This is a genomic window from Pseudomonas sp. B34(2017), from assembly GCF_002112915.1.
Classification (GTDB): Bacteria; Pseudomonadota; Gammaproteobacteria; order Pseudomonadales; family Pseudomonadaceae; genus Aquipseudomonas; species Aquipseudomonas pharyngis.
In genome coordinates, this window is the sequence record NZ_NEJA01000006.1 from 206,696 (window position 1) to 219,588 (window position 12,893).

At 61.8% G+C, this 12,893-nt stretch carries 11 protein-coding genes and 1 pseudogene; 9 read left to right on the forward strand and 3 right to left on the reverse strand.

Going from position 1 to position 12,893, the window contains the following annotated elements:
* From CAF80_RS20265 to CAF80_RS20295, 7 genes are all read left to right on the forward strand, one after another.
* Complete coding sequence (locus CAF80_RS20265; RefSeq protein ID WP_039767811.1) at positions 1–645, forward strand: isochorismatase family cysteine hydrolase; 645 nt, start codon at positions 1–3, stop codon at positions 643–645.
* A complete protein-coding gene (locus tag CAF80_RS20270) occupies positions 642–1,973 on the forward strand; it encodes a glutamine synthetase family protein (RefSeq protein ID WP_085667834.1) in 1,332 nt (443 codons plus the stop codon). The genes CAF80_RS20265 and CAF80_RS20270 overlap by 4 nt, the downstream gene beginning before the upstream one ends.
* Positions 1,957–2,709: an N-formylglutamate amidohydrolase gene (locus CAF80_RS20275; RefSeq protein ID WP_085667835.1), complete on the forward strand. Its 753-nt coding sequence runs from the start codon at positions 1,957–1,959 to the stop codon at positions 2,707–2,709. Before CAF80_RS20270 ends, CAF80_RS20275 begins: the two co-directional genes overlap by 17 nt.
* An 87-nt stretch (positions 2,710–2,796) precedes the next feature.
* Entirely contained in the window at positions 2,797–4,146 is a 1,350-nt protein-coding gene (locus CAF80_RS20280) for an APC family permease (RefSeq protein ID WP_039767808.1), read from the forward strand.
* Positions 4,147–4,264: 118 nt separating this feature from the next.
* Positions 4,265–5,281: an arginine N-succinyltransferase gene (locus CAF80_RS20285; RefSeq protein WP_039767807.1), complete on the forward strand. Its 1,017-nt coding sequence runs from the start codon at positions 4,265–4,267 to the stop codon at positions 5,279–5,281.
* A gap of 55 nt (positions 5,282–5,336) precedes the next feature.
* Complete coding sequence (gene astA / locus CAF80_RS20290; protein WP_074687779.1) at positions 5,337–6,371, forward strand: arginine N-succinyltransferase; 1,035 nt, start codon at positions 5,337–5,339, stop codon at positions 6,369–6,371.
* 160 nt (positions 6,372–6,531) lie between these two features.
* A complete protein-coding gene (locus tag CAF80_RS20295) occupies positions 6,532–7,401 on the forward strand; it encodes an oxaloacetate decarboxylase (RefSeq protein ID WP_007956238.1) in 870 nt (289 codons plus the stop codon).
* A gap of 78 nt (positions 7,402–7,479) precedes the next feature.
* Here CAF80_RS20295 and CAF80_RS20300 read toward each other — a convergent pair.
* From CAF80_RS20300 to CAF80_RS20310, 3 genes and pseudogenes are all read right to left on the reverse strand, one after another.
* A pseudogene (locus tag CAF80_RS20300) lies at positions 7,480–7,671 on the reverse strand (hypothetical protein); the annotation flags it as partial.
* Between the two features lie 129 nt (positions 7,672–7,800).
* Positions 7,801–9,027, reverse strand: coding sequence for a M20/M25/M40 family metallo-hydrolase (locus CAF80_RS20305; protein ID WP_085667836.1), 1,227 nt, complete (start codon positions 9,025–9,027; stop codon positions 7,801–7,803).
* A gap of 84 nt (positions 9,028–9,111) precedes the next feature.
* Entirely contained in the window at positions 9,112–10,185 is a 1,074-nt protein-coding gene (locus CAF80_RS20310; protein WP_039767803.1) for a diguanylate cyclase, read from the reverse strand.
* Between the two features lie 190 nt (positions 10,186–10,375).
* Between CAF80_RS20310 and CAF80_RS20315 the strand changes: the two genes are divergently transcribed.
* Together CAF80_RS20315 and CAF80_RS20320 are read left to right on the forward strand one after the other, a co-directional pair.
* On the forward strand, positions 10,376–11,830 hold the full coding sequence (locus tag CAF80_RS20315) for an NAD(P)/FAD-dependent oxidoreductase (RefSeq protein ID WP_074687777.1): 1,455 nt from the start codon (positions 10,376–10,378) through the stop codon (positions 11,828–11,830).
* Positions 11,831–11,846: 16 nt separating this feature from the next.
* Positions 11,847–12,785, forward strand: a complete 939-nt coding sequence (locus tag CAF80_RS20320) for an alpha/beta fold hydrolase (RefSeq protein ID WP_085667837.1) — start codon at positions 11,847–11,849, stop codon at positions 12,783–12,785.
* Positions 12,786–12,893: the final 108 nt, after the last annotated feature.

Below are 12,893 nucleotides of genomic sequence, written 5' to 3' on the forward strand. Positions count from 1 at the left end.
ATGTTCAGCCTTCCCCATCGCTCGCCACGGGACCTGCCGTTTGTCACCGACCACACCGCCCTGTTGCTGGTCGACATGCAGCGTGCCTGGCTCGAGCCGCAGTTCGACCCGCACCTCGAAGGCCCGGACGCCGCGTACTTCCTCAACCGCACGCGCTCGCAAGTGGTGCCCAATCAAGTCCGCCTGCTCAAGGCCTTCCGCGACGCTCGGCAGAACGTACTGCACACCCTGATCGAAAGCCTGACCGCCGACGGCCGCGACCGCTCGCTGGATCACAAGCTGTCGGACATGCACCTGCCCAAGGGCAGCCCGCAGGCACAGGTGATCGCCGAACTGAGCCCGGTGGAAAACGAAATCGTGCTGCCGAAGACCTCTTCCGGCGTCTTCAACTCGACCAACATCGACTACGTGCTGCGCAATCTGCAAACCCGTCACCTGATCATCGCAGGGATCGTCACCGACCAATGCGTGGACATGGCTGTGCGCGACGCCGCCGACCGTGGCTACCTCGTCACCCTGGTGGCGGACGCCTGCGCGACCTGGACCGAAGCACGCCACGACGCCTGCCTGAACGCGATCAAGGGCTACTGCTGGATCACCGACACCGACACCGTGCTCGGCCGGTTGCAGGAGATGCAGCCATGAGCGAACGCCTGTCGCCGTTGCCGATGACCACCATCGTCACCACCGACCTGATCGGCGTCACCCGTGGCCGCTCGTTTCCCAGCGATGAGCTGGAGCACTATCAGGCCGCCGGTTGTGGCTGGGTGCCGGCCAACAGCGCGTTGACGCCGCAGGACATCATTGCCTCGACCAGTCCGTGGGGCGCTTATGGCGATCTGCGGCTGATTCCCGATCTGACCAGTCGCGTCACCGTCGGCAACGGCCCGGACGCCGCAGCGCCGGCGCTGGATTTCATCCACGCCGACATCCGCGAGACTGATGGCCGGCCATGGGCGGCGTGCCCGCGCACGCTGTTGCGCAACGAGGTCGAGCGCTACCGCGATGAGCTTGGCCTGCAGATCAACGCCGCGTTCGAACACGAATTCAACCTGCACGCCGGGTTTGCCGAACATCTGGCGTTCTCGCTCGAAGCCCAGCGCCAGGGCGCCGAATTCGGTGGCTGGCTGCTCAGCGCGTTGCGCGCCGGTGGCGTCGAGCCGGAAATGTTCCTGCCCGAATACGGCAAGCACCAATACGAAATCACCTGCCGCCCGACCCTCGGCGTGGCGGCAGCCGATCGCGCGGTCAACGTGCGCGAGATCACCCGCGAAATCGCCCGGCAGATGGGCCTGGATCTGAGCTTTGCGCCGAAGACCGCTGCCGACGCGGTGTGCAATGGCGTGCACCTGCACGTCAGCCTGCTCGATCTGGCCGGTCAGCCGATGTTCTACGACGCCGGCACCAGCAATGGCCTGTCGACCCTCGGCCAGCATTGGGCGGCGGGTGTGCTGCATTACTTGCCGGCACTGTGCGCGTTCACTGCACCGACGCCGGTGTCGTATGAGCGTTTGCAACCGCATCACTGGAGCGCGTCCTACGCCTGTCTGGGCCAGCAGAATCGCGAAGCGGCGCTGCGCATCTGCCCGACCGTGAGCGTGGGCAACAAGCCCGTGGCGAGGCAATACAACCTGGAATTCCGCGCCATGGACGCCACCGCCTCACCGCATCTGGCAATGGCTGCGCTGCTGATCGCCGGACGCCTGGGCATCGAGCAGCGTCTGGCGCTGAACGCGATCACCGATGAAATCCCCGATTCACTCAACGACGAACAACGCAAGGCCCGGGGCATCGTTGCCCTGCCCGCCTCCCTGGCCCAGGCACTGGATTGCCTGCGTCGCAGTGAAGCGCTGGTCGAAGCGCTGCCAAGCGCGTTGCTCGATACTTTTTTCGCCCTTAAAACCGAGGAACTGGCGCTGACGGAACAGCTCTCGCCCGCTGATCTTTGTGAGCACTATGCACGCCTGTACTGAATCCGTTGAGCTTGGGTTGTACACCCGACCGGTCTACAACCTGAGCCGTGAAGATTCGACGCACCCGCTGATTCTGGTGTGCGAACACGCCAGCCGCTACATCCCCGAGGCCCTGAACAACCTGGGCCTGGATGACACGGCCGCGCGCGAACACATCGCCTGGGACATTGGAGCCCTGGCGCTGGCCGAGCAACTGTCGGAGCGACTGGGTGCGACGCTGCTGAGCGCCAACTATTCGCGCCTGCTGATCGACCTCAATCGCCCCCGGCATGCGCCCGACAGCATCTCGGCGCAGAGCGAGATCTATCAGGTGCCGGGCAACCGTGAGCTCGACGAGGCCACCCGCGAATACCGTCGCCAGTGCCTGTTCAAGCCGTTTCACACGCGGCTGCAACAACTGATCGATGCACGTCTGGCCGAAGGTCGACCGGTGCGGGTGGTAGGGATTCACAGTTTCACCCCGGTGTATTACGGCCAGCCGCGCGAGCTGGAAGTCGGCGTACTGTTCGGTCAGGCCCGGGCCTATGCCCAACGGATGCTCGACGGTCTGGAACGACACCCGCTGAAAGTCGCCGGCAACCAGCCGTACAAGATCGACCCGCTGGGCGACATGACCGTGCCGGTGCACGGCGACGCCCGGGGCCTCGATTCGGTGTTGATCGAAGTGCGCAACGACCTGCTGCGCAGCCCGGAAGCGGTTTCTCGCTGGGCGAATTATCTGGCACCACTGCTGTAAAAAATGTTGTAACCACTGCTGATGCTGTAAACGACGGACCGATATAACAACTAAAACGACCGATTGGCTGACAAGGAGTTGCGCTTCATGGAAATAGAAGAGTTCGGCTACAAACAGGAGTTGAAACGTAGCCTGACACTGACCGACCTGGTGGTGTACGGGATGATCTTCATGATCCCCATCGCCCCGTTTGGCGTGTATGGCTACGTCAACGCCGAGGCACCGGGGATGGTGCCTCTGGCGTACATCATCGGCATGGTGGCGATGGTTTTCACCGCGCTCAGCTACGGCAGCATGGCCCGAGCCTTTCCGATTGCCGGATCGGTGTATTCCTACGCGCAACGGGGTCTGAATCAACACGTCGGCTTCATCGCCGGCTGGCTGATGCTGCTCGATTACCTGCTGATTCCGCCGCTGCTTTACGTCTACGCGGCGATGGCGCTCAACCATCTGTACCCGGACATCCCGAAAGTCGGCTTCATTCTGGCGTTCCTGGTCAGCGCGACCTTCGTCAACCTGCGCGGCATCACCTTCACTGCTCGCATGAACATCCTGTTCCTGCTGGCGCAACTGGTGGTACTGGGGATTTTCCTGTTCTACGCCTGGAACGCCCTGCACAACGGTGGCGGCAACGGCCAGTTGACCCTCGCGCCGCTGTATCACCCGGAAACCTTCAACTTCGCCCTGCTGATGCAAGCGGTGTCGATTGCGGTGCTGTCGTTCCTCGGCTTCGATGCGATCTCCACCCTCGCCGAGGAGATCAAGGGCGATCCGGGCCGCAGCGTCGGCAAAGCGGCGTTGATCACGCTGGTGGTGATGGGTGTGATTTTCGTCGCGCAAACCTGGATCGCTACCGATCTGGCAGCGGGCATGGGCTTCAAGTCCGCCGACACTGCGTTCTATGAAATCGCCGAAATCGCAGCCGGCAGCTGGCTCGCGACCTTGACCGGCGTGGCCACGGCCCTGGCCTGGGGCGTGGCGGTGGCAATCACTTCGCAAGCGGCGGTCTCGCGCCTGCTGTTCGGCATGGCCCGCGACGGCAAGTTGCCGAAAGTGCTGGCCAAGGTGCACCCGAAACACAACACGCCGTACCTGAGCATTTATCTGGTGGCCGTGCTGTCGCTGGTGATCTGCTACCTGTTCATCAATTCGGTGGACACCCTGACTTCGCTGGTCAACTTCGGTGCCCTGAGCGGCTTCATGCTGCTGCACCTGACCGTGATCAACTACTACTGGCGCCGGCAGAGATCCGGACAGGTGATCCGTCACCTGATCTGCCCGGTGATCGGCTTCATCATCGTCGCGGCCATCATGTACAACATGGGCGTCGATGCACAAAAACTCGGCCTGATCTGGATCGCACTGGGTCTGGTGTACCTGTTCTTCCTGAACAAGCTCGGCGCCAGTACCGCGCTGCCTGACCCGAGCAATGGCTGACAAGAAAAAGAGCGGCGTCTGACAACAAATCAGGCGACCGCCGCTTTAACGCGTGGAAACCGACAGTGATAGTCAGGTTCGGCGAATGGGCCGAACCTTTTGATACAGGAGTGCATCCATGCTGGTCTTACGTCCAGTCGAGCCAAACGACCTGCCTCAATTGCAACAATTGGCGCGCGACAGTCTGGTGGGCGTCACGTCCCTGCCGGACGACAGCGAGCGCCTGGGCGAGAAAATCGCCGCGTCCTGCGCCTCGTTCGACAGCGATGCTGAGGCCCAGGGCCCGGAAAATTACTTCTTCGTACTGGAAGACCTGGGCAGCCGCCAACTGGTTGGCTGTTCGGAAATTCTCGCCACCGCAGGTTTCAACGAGCCGTTCTACAGTCTGCGCAACCGCCACTTCACCAGCGCCTCGCGGGAGCTGAATATCGAGCACGGCGTGCCGGCGCTGTCGCTGTGTCACGACCTGAGCGGGCATACGCTGCTGCGCGGTTTCCACATCGACGCGGCACTGGTGCGCACGCCGTTTTCCGAATTGCTGTCGCGGGCACGGCTGCTGTTCATCGCCGGCCACGCGCCTCGATTTGCTGAAGCGGTGATCACCGAAATCGTCGGTTACAGCGACGAGCAAGGGCATTCACCGTTCTGGGATGCGCTGGGCAAACATTTCTTCGACCTGCCCTACGTCGAGGCCGAGCGCCTGTGCGGCTTGCAGAGCCGTACGTTTCTCGCCGAGCTGATGCCGCAATACCCGATCTACGTACCAATGCTGCCGCAAGCGGCGCAGGACTGCATCGGCCGCATCCACCCGGACGGTCAGGAAGCCTTCGACATCCTCGAGCGCGAAGGTTTCGAAACCAACAGCTACATCGACCTGTTCGATGCCGGCCCGACCTTGTATGCACGTACCGCCAACATCCGTTCGATCGCGCAGAGCCAGACCGCCACGGTTCAGGAGCAATCCCTGATTGATGCCCGCGGTCGCTATCTGGTGAGCAATGAGGCGCTGCATGGCTTTCGGGCGGTGGTCGCCGAGCTGGATTTCCAGCCCGGTCAGCCCCTGGCGCTTGACCCGGCCCTGTGCGCGGCGCTCAACGTCCGCACTGGCGGTACGATCCGGGTAATCGCCCTGTGAACCGCGCCTCTACCCAACGACAGTGCCCGAGCAGGCGCGCAAAAGGAGTTGCAGCATGATTGTCCGTCCGGTCCAAGTCAGCGACCTGCCAGCGTTGATGACGCTGGTGCAACAGGCCGGGCCGGGGTTCACCACCCTGCCCGCCAACGAAGATCGCCTGGCCCACCGGGTGCGCTGGGCACAACGGGCGTTCGCCGAGCAGGTCGAGCGGGCCGATGCCGATTACCTGTTCGTGCTTGAAGACGACGAACAGCGCGTGGTCGGCGTCAGCGCCCTGGCCGGGGCCGTCGGCCTGCGCGAGCCGTGGTACAACTATCGGGTCGGGCTGACCGTCAGTTCGGCGCCGGACCTGGGTATTCAGCGGCAGATTCCGACGCTGTTCCTCAACAATGAACTGACCGGCCAATCGGAACTGTGCTCGCTGTTCCTGCGCCACGACCAGCGCCACGGCAGCAATGGACGTCTGCTGTCGCTGGGGCGTTTGCTGTTTGTTGCCGAATTCCCGCACCTGTTCGGCGAAAAAATGATCGCCGAACTGCGCGGCAGTGCCGACGAACAAGGCCGTTCGCCGTTCTGGGACAGTCTGGGCCGGCACTTCTTCCAGATGGACTTCAGCCACGCCGACCACTTGTCCGGGCTCGGCAACAAGGCCTTCATCGCCGAACTGATGCCGCGCCAGCCGCTGTACACCTGCCTGCTCACCGAACAGGCCCAGGCCGTGATCGGCCAGGCCCACCCGAACACCGAGCCGGCGCTGAAAATCCTCCAGGCCGAGGGTTTTGCCCATAAAGGCTATATCGACATATTTGACGGCGGCCCGGTGATCGAGGCGCCGATCCGAAGCATCCGCACGGTGCGCGACAGCCTGGAACTGACCCTGAGCATCGGCACGCCGGACGATCAGGCGCCGCTGTGGCTGATCCACAATCGGCGCCTGGAAAACTGCCGCATCACCGTCGCGGCGGGACGCCGGGTCGGCAGTAGTCTGGTGATCGACCGCCTGACCGCCAAACGCCTGCAATTGCAACCGGGCAACTCGGTGCGGGCGGTGCCGTTGCCCAATCGACAGCAGCAGGCGGTGGCGGCCTGAGCTCAAATTCCTGGAGAGAAAGCGCCTGAACAGGTTTTTCCTGGTTAACGTCCTCGTTAATTCGTCATGATCCTTGACCCATTGGCGTGATAGCCTTTTCACCTTCGGCGTTGACACCTTTGCTCAAGCCTTTCCATTCCTTTGTATTGGTGGAACTCGTATGACCAGGCTTTCTCATCAAGATTTGCGCCGTAACTTCCGTCAGCTGCTGGCTTCCGACACCTGCTATCACACCGCCTCGGTGTTCGATCCGATGTCTGCCCGCATCGCCGCTGACCTGGGTTTTGAAGTAGGGATTCTCGGCGGCTCGGTCGCCTCATTGCAGGTGCTGGGCGCTCCGGACTTTGCTCTGATCACCCTCAGCGAATTCGCTGAGCAGGCCACCCGCATCGGCCGCGTCGCCCAATTACCGGTGATCGCCGACGCCGACCACGGCTACGGCAATGCGCTCAACGTGATGCGCACCATCGTTGAACTGGAACGCGCTGGCGTCGCCGCGCTGACCATCGAAGACACCCTGCTGCCAGCACAATTCGGCCGCAAATCCACCGACCTGATCACCGTCGCAGAAGGCGTCGGCAAAATCCGCGCGGCACTGGAAGCCCGGGTCGATTCGGAAATGGCGATCATCGCCCGGACCAACGCCGGCATCCTGCCGAACCAGGAAATCATCAGCCGCACCAAGCAGTACCAGGCCGCCGGTGCCGACGGTATCTGCATGGTGGGTATCCAGGACTTCGACCAGCTCGAGCAGATCGCCGAACACCTGACCGTCCCGCTGATGCTGGTGACCTACGGCAACCCGGCGCTGCGCGACGACAAACGCTTGGCCGAACTGGGTGTGCGCGTGACCATCGACGGCCACGGTGCCTACTTCGCGGCGATCAAAGCGACTTACGACAGCCTTCGCGAACAGCGCCAGATCTTCACCCAGGCTTCCGACCTGAGCGCCACCGAACTGACCCACACCTACACCCAGCCTGAGGAATACATCCTCTGGGCCAAGGAATACATGAGCGTCAAAGAGTAACCTCGCACCACGCTACAAAGAGGCAGAGCGGCCCGACGCCATCACGAGTCCACTCGCATGGCGCCCGCCGCGAAACCGCTAGACCGCTGTCTTGAAGCCTTCCTCTCGCTGTAATGATCGCGTCTGAATCACGTTCAGAATGGCGCAGCCCTCCCGTATCAGCAGATGCACTGCGCTGGTAATGCGCGTCAGATCACAATCGGAAATGCCCTTGAGGTCGAGACTGGAAAACGTGTCGGCCAGATCGCGCACGACTACAAAACGGTGAACCTGATCGTCGATCGTTCCCACGCTCCGCGTGGGAATGCAGCCCGGGACGCTCTGCGTCCCTTCCAGAGCCGAACGCGGAGCGTCCGTTGAGGCATTCCCACGCAGAGCGTGGGAACGATCAGGCGGCTGTTACCGTTTCGCCAACTCCATAATCATCCGCGACAACAGATAAATCCGCGGCGCCACGCTCTCCACCTCCGCGTATTCCTCCGGCGTATGAATGTTGCCGCCAACAATCCCGAACCCGTCCAGCGTCGGCGTCCCCACTCCGGCCGACAGGCTCGCATCCGCCGCCCCGCCGCTGCCTTCTTCGGTCAACTTGCGGCCGATTTCGCCGTAAATCCCTTGCGCCATCGCCATCAAACGATCCGACTCCGCCGTCTGCGGCATCGGTGGCAAGCCGCGTTGCAGCGAGGTCTTCACTTCGGTATCGGGGATCAACTTGTCCTGCGACACCCGCGCCAGATCCTTCTCGATCCGGTCAAATTCTTCCGGCACCGCCGCCCGCACGTCAGCCTTGGCCGTGGCCTGATCCGGGATCACGTTGGTGCGATCACCGGCCTTGAGCACGGTGAAGTTGATGGTGGTTTTCCTGGCCTCGTCGCCCAGCTTGCCCAGTTGCAGAATCTGGTGCGCCGCCTCCATCGCCGCGTTGCGCCCCAGTTCCGGCGCGACGCCGGCGTGGGCCGCCTTGCCCTTGACTTCGACCAGAGCGGTTGCGCTGCCCTTGCGCCACACCACCAGGCCATCGGCCGGACGGCCCGGTTCAAGGTTGAGGGTGACGTCGTGGAGTTTGGCGGTTTTCTTGATCAGGTCGGTGGCGACGTCCGAGCCGGTTTCTTCGCTGGCATCGAGCAGGAAGGTAATTTGCGCGTAGTCCTTGAAGTCGAGGTTCTTCAGAATTTTCAGCGCGTAGATGCCGGCGACGATCCCGCCCTTGTCGTCCATCACACCCGGCCCGTAGGCGCGGCCGTCCTTGATGTGAAACGGTCGCTCGGCGGCGGAGCCTTCCTTGAACACCGTGTCCATGTGCGCCATCAGCAGGATTTTCGCCTTGCCGGTGCCCTTGAGCGTGGCGAGCACGTGGTTGGTTTTTTCCGGCGTATTGGGCACCAGCTCGATGGTGGCGCCGAGCTTTTTCAGCTCGTCGATGGCGATGTCGCTGACTTGCTTGAGCCCCGGCTCATACCCTGAACCGGAGTCGATAGTGACCAGGCGCTCGAGCAACTTCAGGGCTTCGGGCTTGTATTGCTCGGCATCGGCCAGCACTTGTTTATGCGGTTCGGCAAAAACACCGGAGGCTGCAAAAGTGAGGGACAGGCCGGCCAGCAGAGAACGACGGAATTTGAACGTCATGAATCAATCCTTGTTTCGTGTCGGGTACTGAACCGTACCTGACATCGCCCCAAGGCTCCATCCCGGATGCGACACCCGATCCGTTCAAACCGAATCGAATACCTCGCGCCGCGGCTTGTCGTCGCTGCAGCAAATCACCCGGTTACGCCCGCCGGCCTTGGCTTCGTACAGCGCCTGATCGGCGTCATCGAGCCAGCGCGTCGCGTCGCCTTGGGCCGGATCGAGTGCCGCCAGACCGATGCTCAGGCTGACTTTCAGCGCCGGGTTCTGTTCGTACACCAGAAAGGAAAAACGCTCACGCAAGGCTTCCATCGCCTGCACCGCATTGAACAGCGGCAAGTCCGGCAGGATCACGCAAAATTCGTCACCGCCGTAGCGCCCCGCCACATCGGCCAAACGCAGGTTCTGCTTGAGCATCTTGCTCAGCTGGCGCAGGACGATATCGCCAGCCACATGGCCGTAGGTGTCGTTGATCGCCTTGAAATGGTCGATGTCGATCAGCGCAATCGCCGCACCGCTCTGCTGGCGTTTGCAGCGTTGAAACTCGACTTCCAGTTGATCCTTCCAGGCGCCGTGATTGAGCAGACCGGTGAGGCTGTCGGTGCGGCTCAGGGCCAGCAATTCGCGTTTATGCAAGCCGAGGGTGTAGGCCTGGCGAAAGCAGATCCAGCCCAGCGCCAGCGGATACAGCATCAACAACGGCAGACAGGCATAGAGCTGTGCCGGCGTGGTCATCGGGACGAGCGCGGGGGCAAACACCACCAGCCCGACGCCGACGCCGAGCAACTGCGCCGCCGCTCCGGCCAATAGAAAACGAGCACCACCGATAGCGACGTTGTTCATCGCCATCATCGAAATGGTCGTGGCACTGGGCAAGGGATTGAAGTGCATGGCGGCGACCCAGAAGCCACCGAGAAAGGCGTCGATCAACAAATTACGGTGTTCGGCGTGGTACGGAACCTTCGCCCGGCGCGCCCATTGATACGCGAGGTGCGGCCAGACCAGGCCGTTGAACAGCATCACCGCCCAGACCCAGGCCGGCGGATCGAGTGGATACATCGCGACGCTCACGCACAAAAGCCCCAGAACCAGCCCGAGGATTCGCGATGTATAGAGCCTCCTGGCCAGTGAAAGTCCCTTTCCTCCCGTTCTTCCCATAGGGGCCTCGACCACTCGACGGCACTGCGCAGACCGCAGACCCGATGTATTGGGAGTCTATCAGGGCAACGTCAAATAGCCATCACCGGCCAGCGGGCCGAATACCCCGTCATCAGCACCACACGGCGAGCAAATGATTGGCTATACATGAAAGGAAGAAAATGGAAAAAAGACTCTAAGAAGGAGGCCCATGCAGACCTATCAAGTGTTGATCATCGGCAGCGGTTTTGGCGGCCAGTGCGCGGCGGTCAACCTGCTCAAGGCCGGTATCGACGACTTTCGCTTGCTGGAGCGCCGCGACTTCTTCGGCGGCACCTGGTGCCAGAACACCTACCCCGGCGCGGCGGTGGATGTGCCGTCGCCGCTGTATTCCCTATCGTTTGCGCCTTACCGCTGGACGCAGATGTTCGCCGAACAGGCTGAACTGCACCGCTACACCGACCATGTGGTGGAGCGCTTCGGCCTCGGTGATCGGGTAGAACTGGAGGCCAATGTCGAGCGCGTCGAATGGAACGACAACGACAAACGCTGGGCCGTATACACCGGAACCAAAGGCATTTTTTATGCGCAGTTCCTGATCAATGCCACCGGGCCGCTGAGCCAGCCGGTTATCCCACACTTTCCCGGCCAGGATCGCTTTCAGGGCAAGACCTTTCATACAAACAATTGGGATCACAGCTACGACTATCACGGTAAACGCGTGGCGATTGTCGGCAGCGGTGCCAGTGCGGCACAGGTGATTCCGGCCATTGCACCGAAGGTCGCCCAATTGCATGTGTTTCAGCGCACAGCGCATTGGGTGCTGCCCCGGGCTGATCGTACGTTCGGGCGATTCCAGCGCTGGCTGCTGGGTCTGAAACCGGCCTACAAACTGCTGCGCTGGATGATCTACTGGCAATTCGAAACCCGGGTCATCGCTTTCAAATACTCGAAACCGGCGATTCACATGGTGCAGCGACACGCCCTGAAGTTTCTCAAACGCCAGGTGACTGACCCCGAGTTGCGGAAAAAACTGACACCGGACTTCACCATCGGCTGCAAACGGGTGCTGCTCTCCAGCACCTACTACCCGGCACTGACCCGGCCCAACGTCACGTTGCACAGCCGCGAGCAAGGCATCGCCAGCCTCGACGAAACCGGCATCGTCACCACCGATGGCCAGCACATCGACGTCGATCTGATCGTCTGGTCGACCGGTTACGACGCCACCGACGGCGTGATTTCCTACCCGGTCAGCGGAAAAAACGCCGTGCAACTGCGCGATGTCTGGGCGCAGTACCCGCGCGCCTACCTCGGCACGAGCCTGCCGGACTTTCCCAACCTGTTTATCGTCACCGGGCCGAACACCGGCATCGGCCACACCTCGGCGCTGTTCATCATCGAATCGCAGATGAACTACATCCTCGACTGCATCCGCATCTTGCAGGCCAATGGTCTGCGCAGCATCGAGGTTCGCCCCGAAGCAGAACGTACCTACACTCAGATGATTCACCGGGAAATGGAACGCACGGTCTGGAAAACCGGCGGCTGCCACAGTTGGTATCAAAGCAAAAGCGGTCATGTGATCGCGATGTTCCCCGGCTTCAGTTTCAGCTACCACCGGTTGACCCGGGCGCTGAAACCGGCCGACCACATTCTGTCTTGAACAAGGAAGACCCACGATGCTTTTGCTGTTTGTCGCCCTCGCGGTTTTCGTGGCCTGGAGCTGGTCGAGTTACCCGGCGGTCGGCCACTGGCTCTACGATCTGAGCGCGGCCCTGGAGGCCAGGCTATACCGGTTGCACAAGATTGAAGTGCCGATTGCCGAAATGACCGTGTCGACCTGGCAAGGCGGGCCTTATGAAGCGTCGAGCAGCATTTTGATGCTGCACGGCTACAGCGCTGAAAAAAACCTGTGGCTGCGCTTCGCCCGGCATTTTGTCGGGCAGTATCGGGTGATCATCCCGGACCTCGCCGGTCATGGTGAAACCGGCTTCAAGGCCGGCGGTGGCTACGACATTCCGGTGCAGGCCAAACGCATGATCCAGTTGCTCGACGTCTGCGGCGTCGAGAAAGTCCACGTGATCGGCAACTCCATGGGCGGCTACATCGCCGCGTGGCTGGCGGCGACCTACCCGGATCGCATCGCTTCGGTGGCGCTGATCGACCCGGCCGGCGTCACCGCGCCCGAGCCCAGCGACATGGAGCGTCATCTGGCCCGTGGGCACAATCCGTTTCTGATCAATTCCCGGGAAGAATTCCGACGCTTCTATGCTATGACCATGGCCTCGCCACCGTGGGTGCCCGGTCTGGTGCTCGACGCGATCGCCCAGCGCTACGAACAATGCCGCGACGAACTGGAAGAGATCTTCCGGGATTTTCGCGCCAGCCCGCCGATGGAACCGAAACTGCCGGACATCAAATGCCCGGCGCTGTTGCTATGGGGCCGCAAGGACCGGCTGATCGACGTCAGCAGCGTGCCGGTGTGGAGCAAAGGCATCAGCAATCTGCGGGTCGATGTCTGGGATGGCGTCGGCCATATGCCGATGGTCGAACAGCCGTCGAACACGGCACGTCTATATCGGGAGTTTCTGGGGGAAAACTCGCGCCAGGACAGGTAAACGGTCAGTCGTTGGCAGAATGAAGTTCGTAGGATTCTTCGTTTGCCCGCGTCGGCGAAGGCTGCGATCTTTTCCGACATCCTTTACGTGACCGTGCCAGGAATTTTT